Source organism: Acinetobacter sp. ANC_7634 (assembly GCF_056779875.1).
The window spans coordinates 50055-69518 of sequence record NZ_JBWYIT010000007.1; the positions used below are offsets into that span (position 1 = coordinate 50055).

Below are 19464 nucleotides of genomic sequence, written 5' to 3' on the forward strand. Positions count from 1 at the left end.
TATAATTCGAATATTAAAATTATACGGTTATAAGTAGAAAATTCTATACTTAAAATCATTAATATTATCCGAAAACTATGAAAAAATTGAATTTTTTCACTTATTCTGTTGGGTATTGTGTCTTATGTTGTCTTTTTTTAAAGAATTCTAGGTGCTGAATCTGTATCCATTGAATTTTTACGTTAATTTTTTAAAATCCGTGTAGAATGTGCGCATTTTTGATAGAAGGTTAGATCTATGTCGGGTTCGACAATTACTCCGTGGGTTGTAGGCAATTGGAAAATGAACCCAATGCAGGCTAACACGCAACAGCTTTTAGCTGATTTGAAACAACAGCTTGAGCAAGCTTCAATCGCTCATGATGTTTGTAAAATTGGTGTTGCGCCAACTTTATTGGCTTTACTCCAAGTAAAAAATGAACTTGCAACAGATGCTCATGAAGTGTTTGTGGTCGCTCAAGATGTATCACGTATTGCGGGTACTGGTGCATTTACAGGTGAAGTTAGCGCAGATCTTTTAAAGGATAGCCAAGTCGATTATGTATTAATTGGACATTCTGAACGTCGTGAAATATTTAATGACACGCCTGCGATTCTTAATGAAAAAATAAAAAATGCTTTAGCTGCTAACTTACATATCATCTATTGTGTGGGTGAAAGCCTTGAACAGCGTGAAAGTGGGCAAGCTGAGCAAGTGGTGTTACAACAAATTTGTGACATTGCAGGTGTTGTGAATCCAGAGCAATGGGTGCATATTACCGTCGCCTACGAGCCAATTTGGGCAATTGGAACTGGTAAAACAGCTTCCCCGGATGATGCACAAGCAATGCATGCTAAAATTCGTGAAGGATTGAGTCAAATTACACCTGAAGGTCAAAACATAGCAATTCTTTATGGTGGTAGTGTAAAACCTGAGAATGCTGTTGAATTGGCAGCATGCCCTGATATCAATGGTGCCCTCGTAGGCGGTGCATCACTCAATGCAGAATCATTTGTTCAAATTGCGCAAGCATTTGCCCAATCAAAATAATTAGGAGTTCATCATGCAATCTTTTGTACTGGTGCTACACATCATTTTAGCGTTATTGATGATTATTTTAATTCTAGTACAGCATGGTAAAGGTGCAGATGCAGGTGCGTCTTTTGGCGGTGGCGGTGCAGCGACTGTATTCGGCGCTTCTGGTTCTGGTAACTTCTTAACTCGTTTAACCGGGATACTTACTGCTTTATTCTTTATCACAAGTATTAGCTTGGCTTACTTTGCGAAGCAGCAAACGACAGATGCTTATGGTTTGAAAACGATTAACACAACTGAGCAAGTTGATCAAAAATCGCCTGAAACTTCATCAACTGCACCAAAACCAGCTGAATAATTGAATATTTCGCTTTCAATTTTTCATTGAAACCACTAGAATGCGTCACAGCTGCGGTGGTGGTGGAATTGGTAGACACGCTACCTTGAGGTGGTAGTGCTTTCGGGCGTGGGGGTTCAAGTCCCCCCTTCCGCACCAACTTATAATCCAGAAGTTTAAGTTGGTGTTTGCAGCAAAATCTGTTGATGCGGGATGGAGCAGTCTGGTAGCTCGTCGGGCTCATAACCCGAAGGTCGTTGGTTCAAATCCAGCTCCCGCTACCAATCAATCCTATAATTAAGATGCAAACTTAAAATAGGCAACTTAAACAAAGTTTGAGTTGAGATATACTTTTTGCACGTTGATGCGGGATGGAGCAGTCTGGTAGCTCGTCGGGCTCATAACCCGAAGGTCGTTGGTTCAAATCCAGCTCCCGCTACCACTTTTGATTAAGGTGCAACTTAATCAAGTCTAATTAGAAAGTTTTTCTGATTGAAAAATGATTCAAATTTAGATATAATTTTGCACGTTGATGCGGGATGGAGCAGTCTGGTAGCTCGTCGGGCTCATAACCCGAAGGTCGTTGGTTCAAATCCAGCTCCCGCTACCAAGTTTCTAAAGAGGCTCACAACTAGGTGGGCCTTTTTGCACAGTGGGCATTGCTTTTCTGTGCAATAATGGGGGCGAATGCGCCCTTTTTTGTTATCTATCGTGTAGTGTGGACATCAATTGGTCAAATAATCATACTATCACTATAGTTAGTCTGTGTCGGTCTGTTGGCCGATTGAATCGCACATAAATGACGAGAGTAAATGAAGTTATCAAATAAAACCCAAGCATTGTATGAACTGATCGCACCCGCTGTTGAGGCATGCGATGTTGAACTATGGGGTTTAGAATTTACACCTCAGGGTAAGCGTTCGCTAGTACGTATCTACATTGACAAGCCTGAAGATCCAAACAAAGAACCTGTTATTTCCGAAGACGGTGAAATTGATCTTGGTCGTGGTGTGGGTGTGCAAGATTGTGTACGTGTTACCCAACAAGTTGGTGCAATCCTCGATGTTCATGATCCAATTTCTGGTGAATATGCATTAGAAGTGTCATCTCCAGGTTGGGATCGTACTTTCTTTAAACTTGAACAGATGCAAGCATATATTGGTCAACAAGTTGCTTTACGTTTGATTTCTGCAGTGGATAACCGCCGTAAATTCCAAGCGAAACTGGTTGCTGTAGATGTAGAAAATGAAATGATCCAAGTTGAAGTTGAAAAGCAACAAGTGCTCGAGATCGATAGTCACAATATCGATAAGGCCAACTTGATCTACCAAGACTAAATTAATCTTAACTAAAAGAATTTGAATAGTAGGTGACTTATGGGCCGTGAAATTCTTACCGTTGCTGAGACGGTTAGTAATGAAAAAGGTGTTAGTCGTGAAGCGATTTTCGAAGCGCTCGAGCAAGCTCTAGTTGCTGCAACGAAGAAAAAATTCTACGAAGGCACAAATTCTGAAGAAGCACAGTTGCGCGTTGAAATCGATCGTAAGACTGGTGAATACCGTACTTTCCGTCAATGGACTGTAGTAGCAGATGAAGATCATGAAATGCCTGCATGCCAAGACGCGATTTCTGATGTGGACCCAGCGAAATGGTCAATCGGTGATGTGCGTGAGCTTGAAGTAGAATCAATTGAATTTGGTCGTATTGCAGCTCAAATCGCGAAGCAAGTTATTGTTCAGAAAATTCGTGAAGCTGAACGTGCGCTTATTGCAGATGCATATGAATCTAAAGTTGGTGAGTTAATTTACGGTGAAGTAAAGAAACAAACTAAAGATGGTTTCATTATTGACCTCGGTGAGAATGCGGAAGCATATCTTGCACGTGAAGAAATGATCGCAAAAGAAATTTTACGTCCTAAACAGCGTGTAAATGCGATTTTATTTAACGTAAACCGTGAAGGTCGTGGTGCGCAGCTACAACTTTCTCGTGCTAAGCCAGAAATGTTAATGGCATTGATGAAAAAAGAAATTCCAGAAATTTCTGAAGAAATCATCGAAATTAAAGCTGCTGCACGTCAACCGGGTGTTCGTGCTAAAATTGCAGTGAAAACGAACGATCATCGTATTGATCCAGTTGGTGCATGTATTGGTATGCGTGGAACACGTATCCAAGCTGTACAGCAAGAATTGAACGGTGAGCGTATTGATGTTGTAGTTTGGTCAGATGATCCAGCTCAATATATCGCAAGTGCTTTAGAGCCAGCAGATGTATCGGGTATTGTGATTGATGAAGAAGAACGCACAGCAGATATTATTTTTGCTACAAGCGATCAATTGGCGCGTGCAATTGGTTCTCAAGGTCAAAACGTACGTTTAGCTTCTGAGTTAACTGGTTACAAGCTCAATATGATGCTTGAAGAAGAGTACCGTGCTCGTCAACAAAATGAAGCACAGCAATATCTCGATATGTTTGTAGGTCGTCTTGATATTGAAGAAGACCTTGCGATGGCATTGGTAGAAATGGGCTTTACTTCACTTGAAGAGATTGCTTACGTTCCAGCTGAAACATTTGATGAAATCGAATTGGATGCAGAAACGGTTGAGCTTTTACAAAGCCGTGCGAAAGAAGTTGCATTAGCAGATGCACTGAAAGAGCAAGAAAATATTCAAGAACCGAGCGAAGAGCTTCTAGCGATGGAAGGAATGAGTTCAGAGCTTGCTTATGCATTAGCGGCTCGCGGTGTAATCACAGTAGATGATTTAGCAGATCAGGCAACTGATGATATCTCTGATATCGAAGGTTTAGGTGCTGAGAAAGCAGGTCAATTGATCATGAAAGCACGTGAATCATGGTTTAATTAACGAGGAGGTCATACATGACGGATAAGTCAATTAAAGAGTTAGCAGTCAGCGTAGGTCTTCCAGTTGAAAAACTATTAGATCAGGTGCGAGATGCTGGGTTGCCTCAATCTAAGGCAGAAGACACAATCTCAGTAGAACAGCAAGACCGTTTAGTCGCTCATTTGAAAAAAGCGCATGGGCAAGACAGCGGCAGCGCAGGAAAAATCACGTTGAAACGTAAAACTACGAGTACTGCAAAAGTAGCAAGTACATCAGGTAAAGCTAAAACTATTAACGTAGAAGTTCGTAAGAAGCATACGTTCACTAAGCCAGATCCTGAACAAATTAAAGCTGAAGCATTGGCAAAAGCAAAAGCTGAAACTGAAGCAAAGGCACAGCAAAAAGTTGAAGTTAAACCAGCTCAAGCTGAAGAGAAAGCGCAACCTGCAGTAAGTAAAGCGAAAGCGAACTTAGATGCAATGCGTGCTGCAGCGAAACAATCGAGTGAGAAGCAAGAAGTTGCTAAAGCTGCGGTTGTGGTTAAGCGCAAGTCAACAAATAAACCGATTGTTAAACAAGCAAGTAAGCCAACTGAAACTGCAGAACAGAAAAAAGCACGTGAAGCTGAAGCTGCTAAATTAAAAGCAGTCGAAGAAGCAGCACGTCGTAAAGCAGCTGAAGAAGCACAACAACGTACGCTTGAACAAATGCGTCAGATGGCTTCTAAGTACTCTAATGAAGATGCAACTGCAACGATTCGTGTGGTCGATGATTCTCCATTGGCTGCTGGTCTTGTTGGTCAAGCATACGAAGATTCATTTGCGAAAGAAGACCGTGACATTAAGCGTGGTAATAACACACCAGGTGCGCGTTCTCCTAAGAAAGGCGGTCGTCGTGGTCAAGAAGAGCAGTCTTTCCGTGACAACTCTCATAAACGTGGTTTGAAATCAAGCCAAGCTAATAAACATGGTTTCGAGAAGCCAGTTAAAAAGCAAGTTTATGATGTTGAAATCGGTGCAACTATTGTTGTTGCTGACCTTGCTGCAAAAATGGCGATTAAGGTTCGTGAAGTGATTAAAACACTCATGAAAATGGGTGAGCTTGTCACTCAAAACCAATCAATCGACCAAGATACAGCAGTTCTAGTGGTTGAAGAAATGGGTCATAACCCAGTTCTAGTATCAGATACTCAAGCGGAAGATAACTTGCTTGAAGCGGCTGAAGAAGCACGTGGTGCACAAACAACGCGGCCACCAGTGGTTACTATCATGGGTCACGTTGACCATGGTAAGACATCGCTTCTTGATCGTATTCGTCGTGCGAAAGTAGCGCAAGGTGAAGCGGGCGGTATTACACAGCATATCGGTGCTTATCACGTTACAACGGATAAAGGTATTATCACTTTCTTAGATACTCCGGGACACGCAGCATTTACTGCGATGCGTTCACGTGGTGCGAAAGCAACTGATATCGTTGTATTGGTGGTCGCAGCTGATGATGGTGTTATGCCACAAACAGCGGAAGCGATTGACCATGCTCGTGCAGCAGGTACGCCAATCATTGTCGCAATCAACAAGATGGATAAAGAATCTGCTGATCCAGATCGCGTATTGAATGAATTGACAACTAAAGAAATCGTGCCTGAGCAATGGGGTGGTGATGTCCCTGTCGCGATGGTTTCTGCGCACACCGGTGCAGGTATTGATGAACTTCTTGACTTGATCTTGATTCAATCTGAACTTCTAGAGCTTAAAGCTTCTGAAGAAGGTGCGGCACAAGGTGTTGTAATCGAAGCGCGTGTTGATAAAGGCCGTGGTGCGGTTACTTCAATTCTTGTTCAAAATGGTACATTAAAAGTAGGTGACCTTGTTCTAGCTGGTGCATCTTACGGTCGTGTACGTGCGATGACTGATGAAAATGGGCAACGTATTAAATCTGCAGGTCCATCGATTCCAGTTGAGATCTTAGGTCTTCCAGAAGCGCCAATGGCGGGTGATGAAGTTCTTGTTGTAAATGATGAGAAGAAAGCACGTGAAGTGGCTGATGCGCGTATGGATCGTGAACGTCAAAAACGTTTAGAGCGTCAATCTGCAATGCGTCTTGAAAACTTAATGGCTTCAATGGGCAAAAAAGACGTGCCGATTGTGAATGTTGTTCTGAAGACAGATGTTCGCGGTACATTGGAAGCGCTTCATGTTGCATTGGCTGAACTTTCAACTGATGAAGTGAAAGTGCGTGTCATTGGTTCAGGTGTTGGTGCGATCACTGAGTCTGATGTGACACTTGCAGAATCTTCAGAAGCATTCTTATTAGGCTTTAACGTTCGTGCAGACAATACAGCACGCCAAAAAGCTGACGCAGATGGTATCGACATCCGTTACTACTCAATCATTTACCAATTGATTGATGATGTGAAAGATGCAATGAGTGGTAAGCTTGCACCAGAACATCGTGAAACAATTCTTGGTGTGGCTGAAGTACGTGAAGTATTCCACTCGAGTAAGTTTGGTGCTGCAGCAGGTTGTATGGTTCTTGAGGGCTTATTACACCGTAATAAACCAATTCGTGTCTTACGTGATGACGTGGTCGTGTTCCAAGGTGAACTTGAATCACTTCGCCGTTATAAAGAAGTGGTTGAAGAGGTTCGTGCTGGCATGGAATGTGGTCTTGCGGTCAAAGGCTATAAAGACATCAAAGTGCTCGATAAAATCGAAGTCTATGATGTTCAATTAATTAAACGGAGTCTTTAATGGCGGGTAGTCAACGTCTTAAGCGTATGGCGGACACGGTTCAGCGAGAATTGTCTGAACTCATCCGTCAGGAGCTGAAAGATCCACGCTTAGGTGGTCTTGTGACCATCTCAGCGGTGAAAGTGAGCCCAGATTTAGGCTATGCTGAAGTTTATGTTACTGTCATGGGGCGTGAACTTGGTGATGAGCAAAGTGAAGCAGCAAATAAAGATACTCTAGATGTTTTAAATAAAGCATCAGGTTTTCTGCGCCATGAGCTGAGTCGTCGTATTAAGACACGTATCACACCTCGTTTACGTTTCCATTATGATAAAACTAATGCATACGGAAACTACATGTTTGGTCTAATTGCTGAAGCTGTGAAGGACTTACCTCCAGCTGACGATAAAAAAGACGAAGAGTAATTTCAAACAAAAAGCCACCTTAGGGTGGCTTTTTTTATCTTAATGTTTTTATATAAATTAAAGCCATAAAATAAATGCTACATTCAATTTTGAATTTGCGTATACAATATTTTTAATTAAACAAATACAAATAAATAATGAGGTTGATGTCATGCAAATTTTAAAAAAATCAGCTGTTGTGCTCGCATTATCAAGTACCTTGCTTATCACAGGTTGTGGGTACAATACACTTCAAGCGAAAGATGAAGCCGTGACTGCATCATGGTCTGAGGTACAAAACCAATACCAGCGTCGAGCAGACCTTGTTCCGAATTTGGTGAATGTAGTTAAAGGATATGCAAAACATGAAGAACAAGTTTTAACTGAAGTCACAGAGGCACGTGCAAATGTTGCAGGGCTCAAAGTTGATAAAGAAGTCCTTGAAAATCCTGAACTATTCAAGCGTTATCAAGAAGCGCAATCGCAAATGACAAGTGCATTATCACGTTTGCTGGCAGTGACTGAAAACTATCCAGATCTTAAAGCGAATGAGCAATTCCGTGATTTGCAGGTACAATTAGAGGGTACAGAAAACCGTATAGCAGTTGCGCGTAATCGCTATATTTCTACCGTCCAAGATTACAACACCTATGTTCGTCAATTCCCACAAGTCGTAACTGCGAAAGTCATTGGCATGGATGCAAAAGAAAACTTTAGTGCTGAAGCGAGTGCACAAAAGGCACCTAATGTTTCTTTTGATTAAATCAATGATTATAAGTTGATGAATATGAGCATGAGAACTCAGCATCTTAGACAAAATAGTATGAAATTGATTTCATGGCTATTTGTCTTTACGATGACCTGTACATTGCAAATGGTTCATGCAGAAACTGCAACAGCAGTAGATCATGAGTCTGACGCGATTGTGCTGGGAAAAGTGATTCAACCCAATTCAACAAATCCATCATCAAGTGCTCAGCAAAATAAACCAACTCCAGTACCTCCTGTTACTGTTTCAAATGATATGCAGGAAGGAGACACACAACGTCAACTCCCTACATTAAACGAACCTGTGATAGATCAGGCGAATATACTTTCTCCTCAAGAAAAGTCAGAACTCGATACAATAATTCGCGGTCTATATAACGAGGGTAAGGCTCAAATTGGGATCGTCATTGTTCCGACAACTGGTCAGGAAGGTATCTTTGATTTTGCAATGCGGACTGCACAGACTTGGGGGTTAGGTTCTGCTCAACAAGATAATGGTTTATTAATCGCAGTGGCGATTAATGATCGAAGATTACATATCGCAACAGGTTATGGATTGGAAGGTGTGATTCCAGATATCGTTGCGAGTCGAATCATTCGCGAACAAATCACCCCTTATTTTAAAGTCAATCAATTTGGACAGGGTTTAATTGCAGGGGTCAGAGAAATAGAACGAATCGTTAACCTTGATCCGGAAATTGCCCAGCAAGCTGCTGAAGAACTGAAACTTAGACAAGAACAAGCCTTAAAAGCGCAATATGCAAAGGAAAAGACATTTAACACGGTATTATTTATTTTAATCGCTGGTGTGATTGGTTCTTTTATTATTGGTAATCGTTTAAGTGCTTCGGTCGCGGGTGTTACTGCTTTTGCTGCGAGTATGATTTATGGTTCAGGGATTTTAATCAGCTTAATTGTGGGTATTGGAATTTTCTTTTTATTATTTACATCAATCGCACAGTTGATTTTCCATGCATTTTTATCTGGCGGAGGACGCGGCGGCGGTGGCGGTCGAGGCGGATTTGGCGGTGGTGGATTTAGTGGTGGTGGTGGTGGCTTTGGTGGGGGAGGTGCGTCAGGCTCATGGTAACAAAAACTGAAACGACAGAAATTATCACTGAACCTAAGTTGCAACAAGCATCTCAACCGAGCTTCAAGCGCTGGATTAGGCACTTTTGTTATTTGCCTGCGTCTAAACGTTATTTTTCCAAAATGGATCAAAATGCGATTGCAGAGGCAGTGAAACAAGCGGAGCAAGGTCATGTTGGAGAGATCCAAGTGGTCATAGAGGGATATATTCCATGTGCCTTGGCTTATTCAATGAATACTCGTCAGCGCGCCGAACAACTTTTTGCTGAATTAGGTGTATGGGATACAGAATTTAATAGTGGTGTACTGATATATTTAAATCTATGTGAGCAGAAAGTTGAAATTGTGATTGATCGTGGAATTCAAAAGGCAACAACGCAACAAGATTGGCAAGCAATCTGTGATCACATGATTAATGAGCTAAAAAATAAAAATTATAAACAGGGTGTTATTGTTGGCGTAATGGAAGTCGGGGGAATTTTGAATCGTTTTTACGATGATAAAGTGCAAGATTTGGAAAATGAGCTCAGTAATCAGCCAATTATTTTAAGTTGAGTTAAGAAAAGTGACAAAAAATGTCACTTTTTTACATAAATTAACATTAAAAATAAATTTGAAAATTATTTATTGGCAATCTTGAAGCGTTATACGAAAATAGCATCAGTTAGTTAGCAACAACAAAATCTATTTTGGGGATAGGTTGTTAACTTTGAACTTAAAAAATTAGGAGAGATGTTATGAACGCTCAAAAAGGTTTTACTTTAATCGAGTTAATGATTGTTGTTGCCATTATCGGTATTCTTGCTGCGATTGCGATTCCTGCTTACCAAAATTACATTGCACGTTCACAAGTTACAGATGCAATTAGTTTAGCCTCAGGTTTAAAAACTCCAGTTATTGAAGTTATGAGTCAAACGGCTACTTGTCCTACCAACGGAAATAATGGTATTCCTGCAGCTGCAGATATCTCAAGTAAATATGTAGCAAGTGTGACAGTTGCACAAAAAACTGCTGCTGCTGATGGTAAAGCTCCAGTATGTACTATTACTGCTCAATTCAAAACCTCTGATGTGAGTAGTGGTCTTCAAGGTAAAGAATTAGTACTTACTTCTGTTGAAAATGGTGGTTCAACTGATTGGACTTGTACATCTACTGGTGAAAACAAAATTGATCAAAAATATTTACCATCATCTTGCAAGGCTTCTTAATAGCTAAATATGAGAGAGCATCTAATGATGCTCTTTTTTTATTGCTGAATTAATGGGTATGAGTATTTTTGTATTTTTGTATTTAGTGGTAGTGCTATTAGGATTTCATTTGGGTTGGGTCGCGAATCCATATGATGAGTCTAGAGTGCTACAAATCATCCTAGCTCTAGTTTTAGGTTTGTTTTATCTTTTTAAAAAAGAGAAAAAAGAAGTCACTGTAGATAAAACATTGCTATTTTTTTTTATTCTCATAGCTTTGTGGTGCGCTGTTGGAAACTGGTTTCAAGTTGTAGATTTAATTCTATGGTTAAATTTAGGCTTATTATTTTTTATTTTTAATAAATTTGATTTTCATTCAGAAGTAACTAGAAATTCACTCATTTTATTAATTATTTTCGCTTTATTTATACATTTGTTTATACCATTAGTATTTTATGAATTTATAGTGAATGGAAAATTTTATAGTTGGCAAATGAATTCAAGTTCAATTCGTATATTGAATAGTGTAATCATTCCAATCTTTTGGTTAAGTTTCTTTGTTAAAAGACTAAATAAATATATCAATATTCTCTATCCATTCATTTGCTACTTTTTTGGATTAGGCTTGTTCGTTGATGGAGCTAGATCAGCTTTATTGAGTCTAATCATACCTCTAGTTTTGTTGTTCATTTTAAATCAAGAATATAGAAAAGAAGTCTCTAAAACTTTTATCTGGTTATTTTTCGCATTTATAACCTACCAAAGTATTTATTACATTTATAATTTCATTCATGAAATTGATCGGTCATTGAATATAGCAAGGTACTCAAGTTCACACCGTTCTGAAATGTGGACTTTTATGTTTGAGCAATGGAAGAAAAATCCTTTATTAGGAACAGGTGGGGGCTATTTAGCACAAATTCAGTATCAATATGGTCATCATATCCATAATGTTTATTTGAGATTAGTTTTTGGATGGGGGATATTGGGCATTATCGCGCTGGTATGGTTAGGGTATCATTTTATGCGATTATTGAAATCTAGCGTTGATGTTGTGCTCAAAATGGGTGTTTTATCAATTGCAATTGATGCGATGTTCTCAGGTAATTTTATTTATCCGGTTTCTCAAGTGATCTGCGTACTTTTTATTGCATTAACTTTTAGTCAAATGAAGACACAAGTAGCGACTAATTCGAAATATGTAATTAAAGAAAAATACCTTTTTTTGCCAATTTTTATTCTCTATTGCCTACTGGTTATTACACATCTTGGTTCGGATATTATTTGTGTGGGGTGTGGAAGTGCTGAAGGTCGAGCAGCCCCATTTTTTTGGGAACATGGCGGTAGTACAAAATTAGAAAGAGTCGTATAAATTTGACGCTTTCCATTTAATAAATGATTTAAGATAGCTCAAACATTTTTTTAAACCTTGTTATGAAATACTTTGTACTTGCGATTTTTTCGTTAGTGATGGCTTGGCTCCTCCCATACCATCGCTCGCCTTGGCCGACTTTTGGCTCAGAAATACTAACTTTTATTGCAGCATCATTTTTATTGTTAGGCTTAGCAAAGTTTAAACTAAACATACCAAAACCACAGCTCCTGTTGCTGCCTTTCTTAAGTATTCCACTTATTCAATTTATTTTCGGACAGAACATCTATTTCAGCAATGCTTTATTTAGTTTTGCTTATATTCTGTTCTTTATGTTGATGGTGATTGCTGGATATCAACTTTGCCTCGAGCAGAAAAAGAGAGAACAAGTATTTAAAATTACCTGTTTAACATTTGTTTCAGTCGGAGTTATCTCAGCTATATTTGCTGTGCTACAGTGGTTGGATATGCATACCTTCTTTTCAGGTATTATTTATTCATTTAACGGCAATCGCCCGTATGCGAATTTAGCTCAGCCGAATAATTTAGCGACATTACTCATTCTAAGTTTATTAAGTAGTATTTATCTATTTGAAAAGAAAATAATTTCTAGTTTTTTTCTTGTGCCAATGTCTTTAATCACACTGTTTGGTGTGGTGTTAGCACAATCTCGAACAAGTATTATCGTTTGCGCTTTTATTGTGATCTATTGGTTAATCAAACAAGTCAAAAAACAGAATCGATTTTCTCATATCCATCTCGCATTATGGGTTGGCTTATTTATATTACTTTCATCCAATTTAGCATCTCTTGATCAATGGCTTTTTGCTGTTACAGATACTCAAACTGCTGTTCAAGGCTCAGCAATAGTGGCAAAAGGTGCAGGTGATATTCGTCTAGATATGTGGCAACAAATGATAGCTGCAATTCTGCATCAACCATGGTGGGGGTATGGATGGAATCAAACAGGCTTAGCACAGTACTATATTACTGATACCTTCCAAGTTTCACTTTGGTATAAAAGTGCACACAATATGATTCTAGATCTGTTGGTCTGGAATGGTTTGATTTTAGGTGGGTTTATTCTTCTGTACTTTACAGCTTGGCTACTGTGGCTCAATAAAGGGGTGAAGGATAATATCTCGATCATTGCAACATTAATGGTATGTGCGATTCTCATTCATGGCATGTTAGAGTTTCCTTTACATTATGCTTATTTTTTACTTCCGGCAGGTTTCTTACTGGGCATCATTCAGGCGCAATATGCAAAATTGCCTTCAGTGAAAATAAATGGTCGAGTATTTGCAGTGATTGCTCTTATCACGATTGTTGGGGCTTTAGTTACGACACGGGATTATTTTTTATATAAAGAGCAAAGTGTACTCACATCAAAGACAGAAGCTTTAACAGTAGATCAGCAACACACCATGCAAAAGAAAATTTGGTTGATTACTCAATTTAAAGAGCGTGTGTGGTGGATCGGATTAGATCCTAAAACTGAAATGACAGAACAACAACTTGCTGATCTAGAGCGAATGGTTGCAAACTTGGCATCAAAATATGATTTACATAAGTATGCACAAGTGTTGGCTTTTAATGGTAAGGAGCAAGAAGCTAAGCATCAATTATGGATTTTAGAAACATTGCATAAGCAGCATATTGAGTATGATGATTTATTGAAATAAAAAAATCCCCGAAAGGGGATTTTTTTTATTTCAATCATTAAATTTGGCTTTGAATATAATTCTCTACACCTACTTGATCGACAAGATCGAGTTGAGTGGTCGCCCAATCTAAATACTCTTCTTCTTTTTCTAAAATCTCTTGTACTAAATCACGTGTAACATAATCGAGTTGTTCTTCTGCTAATTTCACAGCAGTTTGAATCGTTTCAATATTTTCTTTGACTTTCCGAACATCGCATTGCAGCACTTCAATGGTGTGTTGACCAATATAGAGCTTACCCAGATGTTGCAGATTTGGAAGACCTTCTAAAAATAAAATGCGTTCAATGATTTTATCTGCATGCTTCATTTGGCGGATAGATTCTTTATATTCCGCTGAACCGAGTTGTTCGATACCCCAATCATTAAACATACGTGAATGTAAGAAATATTGGTTGATGGCTGTAAGATGGTGGTAAAGCACCTGATTTAACTGATGAATAACGTCACGGTTGCCTTTCATGATCTTAGCTCCAAACTCAAAATTCAGCCTATCATAGAAGGCTATCGATAGAGATTATCTTAACCCAACTTGCTAAAGCCTGACGAGTAATTTATTGAACAGCAAATGAAAATCGCAATCAAATACACTTTTGCAAAAAATAACCCCGCTGAGTCAAAGCGGGGGGAGAAATTGGAAATCTGAATTATAGTTATAGAATGAGTTGTTATTATTTTTTAGCACATTCTGAACTAAGCGGCGATTGAAATTCTGGCAGCTATTTCAGCAAGTTCTTCATTAATAATACTGCGTGCTTCAGGAACACAGCGTCCACAACAAGTGCCTAGGTCAAGCAAGTCACGAATTTCACGATAAGATTCAGCGCCATTTGCCATAGCATCTTTAATATCTTGATCTGTAATTCCACGACATAAACAAACGTACATTTCTGCTCAACCACAAGGATAAATGCGATAGTTGATATTATTGATAATTATTATCGTTTGTCAATTAAATTCATTTAATAATGCTGTTTAATTCATCGTTTTTCCAGATAAAAAAATACCACCTTATAGGTGGTATTTTCTAAGATATTGAAATTATTTAGAAATAATTACAACACCATCCATTTCAACCAGTGCGCCTTTAGGTAAACTTGCAACGCCTAATGCCGCTCGTGCAGGGTAAGGCTGAGCGAAATATTCCCCCATAATTTGGTTTACCAGTTGAAAGTGAGATAAATCAGTGAGGAAAATATTCAGTTTAGCAATATCAGCTAAAGAACCACCAGCAGCTTCACAAACTGCTTTTAGATTATCAAATACACGACGAATTTGAGCTTCAATGCCCTCAACCAATTCCATGCTATATGGATCTAATCCAATTTGTCCTGAAAGATAAAGTGTATCGCCGACAAGAATGGCTTGAGAGTAAGTACCAATTGCAGCAGGTGCATTTTCAGTATGAATGACTTGGCGGGACATCTATTTCTCCATTATTCAAATCTAGCTTCATCATAAAGGATGAACACTATAGGTGAAAGCTCTAATCTGTATTCTTTAGCAGGCTTGTGAGACTTCTTCAACCGCAAGAGGAGCTGACATGCGTGAAATACGCGGAAAACCAAATTGCATGCGGAGTTCACGAATGATTTGCGCAATTTGCTGACGACTATGAACAACAATACTCAGATAGGTTTTTGAATCGTATTTTCGAACGGACTCGATTCCTATTTTTGATTTACGGCAGATATAAATCAGTTCTGAAATTTGCTCATCACTTAATAATAGATCGATACACAAGTAAGCATTGAAGTTGATTTCTGATTCACCTTCATCTTTCCAGTGCAACGGCATAATATTTTCAGGGTGTAACTGTTGTTCGTGTAGAAGGTTCTTACAGCGAGCACGGTGAACAATAAGACCGCGGCGAGATAAATGTCCCTGAATAGGATCGCCTAGCACTGCATTACAACAATGGGCATATTTTACATCTACACCATCAGTACCTAAGATCAGGCGACTTGATGCTTGATCTTGATGATGATCTTGAGCAAAGAGATGGTTCGCCACAAGTTGTGGGAGCAAATCACCTACAGCAATTTGTTCAAAAAGTTGATTCTTGGTTGGAATATGGCGCCATTGTAATAGTTCAGTCCAATTTTGATCGGTTAGATCATGAATAGACGTATTAAATAACTTTAATGCACGATTTAAAGCTTGTTGACCGACAAGACGCTGTTCATCAATATCTTGGTCTCGCAAAATATTTTGAATAGAGCGTCTGGCTTTTTGAGTGTTGATAAAGCTCAGCCAATCCGGGTTGGGTGAAGCGAGAACATCTGTAATCACCTCAATGACTTGACCACTTGAGAGTGGTGTAGAAAGCGGTTTGATTTCACCATCAATTTTACAGCCGACTGCATGGTTACCTAAGAACAAGCTTGCAGAATAAGCGAAATCTACTGCTGTCGCTCCTTGTGGTAACTCATGTAAGTGACCTTGAGGAGTATAGACCCATATTTTTTCTTGATGTAGATAATCTAATAGATCATTAAACGTGGTCTTTGCACAGTCGCCACCGACTAAGGTATGCAAATTCTGCATAGATGCTTGAATGGCAGATCGGCATGTTTGAGGAGCATTTTCACCTAATACCACCCCAAATCGCGCAGCCTTACGCATAAGTTCAGTTTGTATGGTGAGCGAAAGCGTTGTTTTCTCGCCTTTCAAACGCAGCATTAAGGATTGATTGCCACCTGGAAGAGGGCGGCGGATATGATCTTGGTAATTTAAAACTTGGAAGTTATCTTTTAACAACTCAACTAAACGATCGCAATCGGCAATGGTCTGGAGAACGATTTCAAACGCATGACTATGTGTGAGTTCTTGAAGGTTAATTTCGTTTTTAACAAAGTGGCGTAGCAATTCAATGTTATTGTTTTTCTTTTTAATCCGCCCAGGAATATTGGAGTTTTCCAAGAGGTCACTCAAATGCTTTTCCCAAATGGCTTGGTATTTACAGCGTTGAGGTTTGGTTTGCGCCAAAGCATCTTGAACATCATTGAACATATCTAAATCAAGATTTTGATAGCAGAGGTGTTCAAGGTTGTCAGCCATTTCATTCATGCCGACCAAACGCGCCATTGGCACGAATATATCAAAAGTTTCTTGCGCAATACGGGCACGTTTATCCGGTCTTAAAGCTTCCAAAGTCGTCATATTGTGGTAACGGTCTGAAAGTTTAATGATGATCACACGAGGATCTTGCAATGTGGCTTGTAGGATTTTTCGGAATGAGGCTGCTTTATTATATTCTTTGTCACTAGAGTGGCTTAATTTCGTAACACCATCGACCAGCTCAGCCACTGTTTTGCCAAATTTTTCAGTAATGTCTTCTTTGCTAAAGTCGGTATCTTCAATGACATCGTGCAGTAGTGCTGCCATCAACGTTTCTGGGTCTAGGCGCATATGCGCCAGAATACAACTTACGGCTATCGGATGCAGAATATAGGGTTCACCGCTTTTGCGTGTAATACCATCATGTGCCATGTCAGCATAATCGCAGGCCACAAGCACTCTGTCGACGTCCTTTTCAGATAAATACGCGTCGATGATGACTTTTAGCTGTTGCTTAGCTTGGCTGACCAATGGGCCTGGCATACTACACCTTTGAATCCGTGGAAGAGAGTAAAAAGTAAAAGACTTTACTAAAAATTCATATTGCTACAATGCTCTATTTTTAAATAGAGAATAGCTCTAATTTTTTTAACAAATTTTTTCAATTTTGTCGAATCATTCTCTAAAAAAATTCAATAAAAAAGCCTAGTCACTGGACTAGGCTCTTTTAAATGCAGGTCTTAAAGCTTATTGGAAAGAAAAACCATCTAAGTTTAAGTTATTTGCAGAAAGTGCTAAATCTAAGCTAGACGTTTGATAATCTTGCTCACGCTGTTTCAAGATATCTTTAGTGACATGACCTTCAGCGATTTCACGTAAAGCAACCACTGTTGGTTTGTCATTGTCCCATTCTACAGTTGGTTCGATACCTTGACGAGCAAGTTGACGCGCGCGTTTGCTTGCCACTAGTACAAGCTCAAAGCGGTTGTCTACATGGTCTAAACAATCTTCAACGGTTACGCGTGCCATAAGAGTTCTCGTATGTATGAAATTTTTTAACAGACTGCGCAGTATAAAATGCTTTGTCTATAGACTCAAGTTTAATCACGAATTCGGTGTGATTAATTTTTGAATTAAATCTTTATGTCGGTGAGCCTGTTGTGATAATGAAAGACGGTTCGCATTAATGACAGACTCAAGATCATGTAAAGCTTTATTAAAATCATCATTCAAGATGATGTAATCGAAGTTTACGTACTGTTGCATATCTTCTACCGCACAACTTAAGCGATGTTCAATCACTTCAACAGAATCTGTACCGCGGTTTGATAGGCGTTGGCGAAGATCAAATTGAGTAGGTGGAAGAATGAAAATTTGTTTTGATTCAGGAAAAAGTTTGCGAACCTGTTCTGCACCTTGCCAATCAATTTCAAGTAAAACATCATGACCCTTTGCAAGTTGTTCTTTTACAGTCGCTTGTGAAGTGCCGTAGTAGTTACCGAAAACTTCCGCGTATTCGATGAAACCACCTTGATTCACTTGCTCAATGAAAGATTCTTTGCTGGTAAAGTGATAATGCACACCATCTAATTCACCAGGGCGTTGACCTCGAGTAGTGTGTGAAACAGAAACGTGTAAATTGCTTACGCGCTCAAGTAGGGCTTTAACTAATGATGTTTTGCCAGTTCCAGAAGCAGCTGAAACGACAAACAAGAGACCCGACATGATATTTTTCCTGATATGATAAAATATCTTCTCTATTTTAGAGCAGAGTGCTTTTAAACTAAATAGCAATTCGCATTTGTTTTAAAAAATATTCTGATTCATTGACCAAATTTTAGCGATCGTTTGAGGGTCTTATGGAAATTGTTTTAGCTAATCCACGTGGTTTCTGTGCTGGTGTAGACCGCGCTATTGCGATCGTTAATCGTGCACTTGAAAGCTTTAATCCTCCCATTTACGTTCGTCATGAAGTGGTACATAACAAATTTGTTGTGGACGATTTACGCCAACGTGGTGCAATTTTTGTAGATGAATTAGATGAAGTTCCTGATGACAATATTGTGATTTTTAGTGCACATGGTGTATCAAAAGCTGTACAACAAGAAGCTGAGCGCCGTGGATTAAAGGTATTTGATGCCACATGTCCTCTCGTGACAAAAGTGCATATCGAAGTAACAAAATATGCGCGTGAAGGGATTGAAGCTATTCTGATTGGTCATGAAGGGCATCCAGAAGTTGAAGGCACCATGGGTCAATATGATCTAAAAAATGGTGGTGCAATTTATCTGGTTGAAGATGAAGATGATGTTGCTGCTTTACAGGTGAATAATCCTAATAAGTTAGCATTTGTCACTCAAACGACACTTTCAATTGATGATACTGCAAAGGTCATTGATGCATTGCGTGCTAAATTCCCAGCGATCCAAGGGCCGCGTAAAGATGATATCTGCTATGCAACTCAAAACCGTCAAGATGCGGTCCGTGATTTAGCGACTCAATGTGATGTCGTTTTAGTTGTTGGTTCTCCAAACTCTTCGAACTCTAATCGTCTTCGTGAATTGGCAGAGCGAATGGGTAAGCATGCTTATCTCGTAGATAATGCGGATGAGCTGAAAAAGGAATGGTTTGCTGAAACCACTAAAATTGGTGTTACCGCAGGTGCTTCAGCACCTGAAATTTTGATTAAACAAGTGATTCAGCGTCTACAAGATTGGGGCGCTACGTCACCACAGGAATTAAATGGGCGAGAAGAGAACATAACCTTTAGCTTGCCTAAAGAATTGAGAATTCAAGTTACTCAAGCTTAATAATGAATTATCAATGACATAGCAGGATAAGTGAACAGATTGCAAAAGCGTGATCTTATCCTCATTTTAATACCATTTGTCATAACTGTGTTGGTTTTATAATTATAAAATATTACTTTTGTAACATTAA

Annotated in this window: 19 protein-coding genes and 4 tRNA genes; 17 read left to right on the forward strand and 6 right to left on the reverse strand. The window is 39.2% G+C overall.

Going from position 1 to position 19464, the window contains the following annotated elements:
• Window positions 1-237: 237 nt before the first annotated feature.
• From tpiA to AC1M9A_RS08770, 16 genes are all read left to right on the forward strand, one after another.
• Window positions 238-1029, forward strand: a complete 792-nt coding sequence (tpiA, locus tag AC1M9A_RS08695; RefSeq protein ID WP_035266016.1) for a triose-phosphate isomerase — start codon at window positions 238-240, stop codon at window positions 1027-1029.
• A 13-nt stretch (window positions 1030-1042) separates the two neighbouring features.
• Window positions 1043-1372, forward strand: coding sequence for a preprotein translocase subunit SecG (gene secG, locus AC1M9A_RS08700; protein ID WP_035266018.1), 330 nt, complete (start codon window positions 1043-1045; stop codon window positions 1370-1372).
• A 53-nt stretch (window positions 1373-1425) separates the two neighbouring features.
• Window positions 1426-1510: transfer RNA gene (locus tag AC1M9A_RS08705), tRNA-Leu, on the forward strand.
• A 48-nt stretch (window positions 1511-1558) separates the two neighbouring features.
• Window positions 1559-1635, forward strand: a tRNA-Met gene (locus AC1M9A_RS08710).
• A gap of 81 nt (window positions 1636-1716) precedes the next feature.
• Window positions 1717-1793 (forward strand) — tRNA-Met (locus AC1M9A_RS08715).
• A gap of 91 nt (window positions 1794-1884) precedes the next feature.
• Window positions 1885-1961 (forward strand) — tRNA-Met (locus AC1M9A_RS08720).
• Between the two features lie 202 nt (window positions 1962-2163).
• Window positions 2164-2688, forward strand: coding sequence for a ribosome maturation factor RimP (rimP, locus tag AC1M9A_RS08725; RefSeq protein WP_035266019.1), 525 nt, complete (start codon window positions 2164-2166; stop codon window positions 2686-2688).
• Window positions 2689-2727: 39 nt separating this feature from the next.
• Complete coding sequence (gene nusA, locus AC1M9A_RS08730; protein WP_035266021.1) at window positions 2728-4212, forward strand: transcription termination factor NusA; 1485 nt, start codon at window positions 2728-2730, stop codon at window positions 4210-4212.
• Between the two features lie 14 nt (window positions 4213-4226).
• Complete coding sequence (gene infB / locus AC1M9A_RS08735; protein WP_481610039.1) at window positions 4227-6941, forward strand: translation initiation factor IF-2; 2715 nt, start codon at window positions 4227-4229, stop codon at window positions 6939-6941.
• A complete protein-coding gene (locus tag AC1M9A_RS08740; RefSeq protein ID WP_035266025.1) occupies window positions 6941-7345 on the forward strand; it encodes a ribosome-binding factor A in 405 nt (134 codons plus the stop codon). The genes infB and AC1M9A_RS08740 overlap by 1 nt, the downstream gene beginning before the upstream one ends.
• Before the next feature lie 151 nt (window positions 7346-7496).
• A complete protein-coding gene (locus tag AC1M9A_RS08745) occupies window positions 7497-8087 on the forward strand; it encodes a LemA family protein (RefSeq protein WP_481610040.1) in 591 nt (196 codons plus the stop codon).
• A 30-nt stretch (window positions 8088-8117) separates the two neighbouring features.
• The gene (locus tag AC1M9A_RS08750) at window positions 8118-9182 is read left to right on the forward strand and encodes a TPM domain-containing protein (protein WP_481610041.1); all 1065 of its coding nucleotides are present in this window, start codon (window positions 8118-8120) and stop codon (window positions 9180-9182) included.
• The gene (locus AC1M9A_RS08755; RefSeq protein ID WP_481610042.1) at window positions 9176-9736 is read left to right on the forward strand and encodes a TPM domain-containing protein; all 561 of its coding nucleotides are present in this window, start codon (window positions 9176-9178) and stop codon (window positions 9734-9736) included. Before AC1M9A_RS08750 ends, AC1M9A_RS08755 begins: the two co-directional genes overlap by 7 nt.
• Window positions 9737-9918: 182 nt before the next feature.
• Window positions 9919-10389, forward strand: coding sequence for a pilin (locus AC1M9A_RS08760; RefSeq protein WP_481610043.1), 471 nt, complete (start codon window positions 9919-9921; stop codon window positions 10387-10389).
• A gap of 52 nt (window positions 10390-10441) precedes the next feature.
• A complete protein-coding gene (locus tag AC1M9A_RS08765; protein ID WP_481610044.1) occupies window positions 10442-11740 on the forward strand; it encodes an O-antigen ligase family protein in 1299 nt (432 codons plus the stop codon).
• Between the two features lie 62 nt (window positions 11741-11802).
• Window positions 11803-13425, forward strand: coding sequence for a PglL family O-oligosaccharyltransferase (locus AC1M9A_RS08770; protein ID WP_481610045.1), 1623 nt, complete (start codon window positions 11803-11805; stop codon window positions 13423-13425).
• Window positions 13426-13462: 37 nt separating this feature from the next.
• Here the strand turns inward: AC1M9A_RS08770 and bfr are convergent, their stop codons facing one another.
• The 6 genes from bfr to gmk all read right to left on the reverse strand — a co-directional run bounded on the left by bfr (window position 13463) and on the right by gmk (window position 18249).
• Complete coding sequence (gene bfr / locus AC1M9A_RS08775) at window positions 13463-13927, reverse strand: heteropolymeric bacterioferritin subunit Bfr (protein WP_035264352.1); 465 nt, start codon at window positions 13925-13927, stop codon at window positions 13463-13465.
• 230 nt (window positions 13928-14157) lie between these two features.
• Window positions 14158-14352: a bacterioferritin-associated ferredoxin gene (locus AC1M9A_RS08780; RefSeq protein WP_035264349.1), complete on the reverse strand. Its 195-nt coding sequence runs from the start codon at window positions 14350-14352 to the stop codon at window positions 14158-14160.
• Between the two features lie 153 nt (window positions 14353-14505).
• On the reverse strand, window positions 14506-14889 hold the full coding sequence (locus tag AC1M9A_RS08785) for a RidA family protein (protein ID WP_035264336.1): 384 nt from the start codon (window positions 14887-14889) through the stop codon (window positions 14506-14508).
• Window positions 14890-14964: 75 nt separating this feature from the next.
• Entirely contained in the window at window positions 14965-17067 is a 2103-nt protein-coding gene (locus tag AC1M9A_RS08790) for a RelA/SpoT family protein (protein WP_481590097.1), read from the reverse strand.
• A gap of 204 nt (window positions 17068-17271) precedes the next feature.
• The gene (gene rpoZ, locus AC1M9A_RS08795) at window positions 17272-17553 is read right to left on the reverse strand and encodes a DNA-directed RNA polymerase subunit omega (protein WP_035264331.1); all 282 of its coding nucleotides are present in this window, start codon (window positions 17551-17553) and stop codon (window positions 17272-17274) included.
• Window positions 17554-17628: 75 nt separating this feature from the next.
• Complete coding sequence (gmk, locus tag AC1M9A_RS08800; protein WP_035264330.1) at window positions 17629-18249, reverse strand: guanylate kinase; 621 nt, start codon at window positions 18247-18249, stop codon at window positions 17629-17631.
• Between the two features lie 134 nt (window positions 18250-18383).
• Between gmk and ispH the strand changes: the two genes are divergently transcribed.
• Window positions 18384-19334 (forward strand): 4-hydroxy-3-methylbut-2-enyl diphosphate reductase, encoded by a 951-nt coding sequence (gene ispH, locus AC1M9A_RS08805; RefSeq protein WP_092766665.1) that lies wholly within the window; start codon window positions 18384-18386, stop codon window positions 19332-19334.
• Window positions 19335-19464 lie beyond the last annotated feature (130 nt).

Excerpts from the sequence above, each read along its gene's own strand:
- AC1M9A_RS08755 (WP_481610042.1), top strand. The coding sequence starts at position 9,176 with ATGGTAACAAAAACTGAAACGACAGAAATTATCACTGAACCTAAGTTG.
- AC1M9A_RS08740 (WP_035266025.1), top strand. The coding sequence starts at position 6,941 with ATGGCGGGTAGTCAACGTCTTAAGCGTATGGCGGACACGGTTCAGCGA.
- rimP (WP_035266019.1), top strand. The coding sequence starts at position 2,164 with ATGAAGTTATCAAATAAAACCCAAGCATTGTATGAACTGATCGCACCC.
- gmk (WP_035264330.1), bottom strand. The coding sequence starts at position 18,249 with ATGTCGGGTCTCTTGTTTGTCGTTTCAGCTGCTTCTGGAACTGGCAAA.
- AC1M9A_RS08765 (WP_481610044.1), top strand. The coding sequence starts at position 10,442 with ATGGGTATGAGTATTTTTGTATTTTTGTATTTAGTGGTAGTGCTATTA.
- secG (WP_035266018.1), top strand. The coding sequence starts at position 1,043 with ATGCAATCTTTTGTACTGGTGCTACACATCATTTTAGCGTTATTGATG.
- AC1M9A_RS08780 (WP_035264349.1), bottom strand. The coding sequence starts at position 14,352 with ATGTACGTTTGTTTATGTCGTGGAATTACAGATCAAGATATTAAAGAT.
- AC1M9A_RS08745 (WP_481610040.1), top strand. The coding sequence starts at position 7,497 with ATGCAAATTTTAAAAAAATCAGCTGTTGTGCTCGCATTATCAAGTACC.
- AC1M9A_RS08785 (WP_035264336.1), bottom strand. The coding sequence starts at position 14,889 with ATGTCCCGCCAAGTCATTCATACTGAAAATGCACCTGCTGCAATTGGT.
- AC1M9A_RS08760 (WP_481610043.1), top strand. The coding sequence starts at position 9,919 with ATGAACGCTCAAAAAGGTTTTACTTTAATCGAGTTAATGATTGTTGTT.
- nusA (WP_035266021.1), top strand. The coding sequence starts at position 2,728 with ATGGGCCGTGAAATTCTTACCGTTGCTGAGACGGTTAGTAATGAAAAA.
- ispH (WP_092766665.1), top strand. The coding sequence starts at position 18,384 with ATGGAAATTGTTTTAGCTAATCCACGTGGTTTCTGTGCTGGTGTAGAC.
- AC1M9A_RS08790 (WP_481590097.1), bottom strand. The coding sequence starts at position 17,067 with ATGCCAGGCCCATTGGTCAGCCAAGCTAAGCAACAGCTAAAAGTCATC.
- tpiA (WP_035266016.1), top strand. The coding sequence starts at position 238 with ATGTCGGGTTCGACAATTACTCCGTGGGTTGTAGGCAATTGGAAAATG.
- bfr (WP_035264352.1), bottom strand. The coding sequence starts at position 13,927 with ATGAAAGGCAACCGTGACGTTATTCATCAGTTAAATCAGGTGCTTTAC.
- rpoZ (WP_035264331.1), bottom strand. The coding sequence starts at position 17,553 with ATGGCACGCGTAACCGTTGAAGATTGTTTAGACCATGTAGACAACCGC.
- AC1M9A_RS08770 (WP_481610045.1), top strand. The coding sequence starts at position 11,803 with ATGAAATACTTTGTACTTGCGATTTTTTCGTTAGTGATGGCTTGGCTC.
- infB (WP_481610039.1), top strand. The coding sequence starts at position 4,227 with ATGACGGATAAGTCAATTAAAGAGTTAGCAGTCAGCGTAGGTCTTCCA.
- AC1M9A_RS08750 (WP_481610041.1), top strand. The coding sequence starts at position 8,118 with ATGAGAACTCAGCATCTTAGACAAAATAGTATGAAATTGATTTCATGG.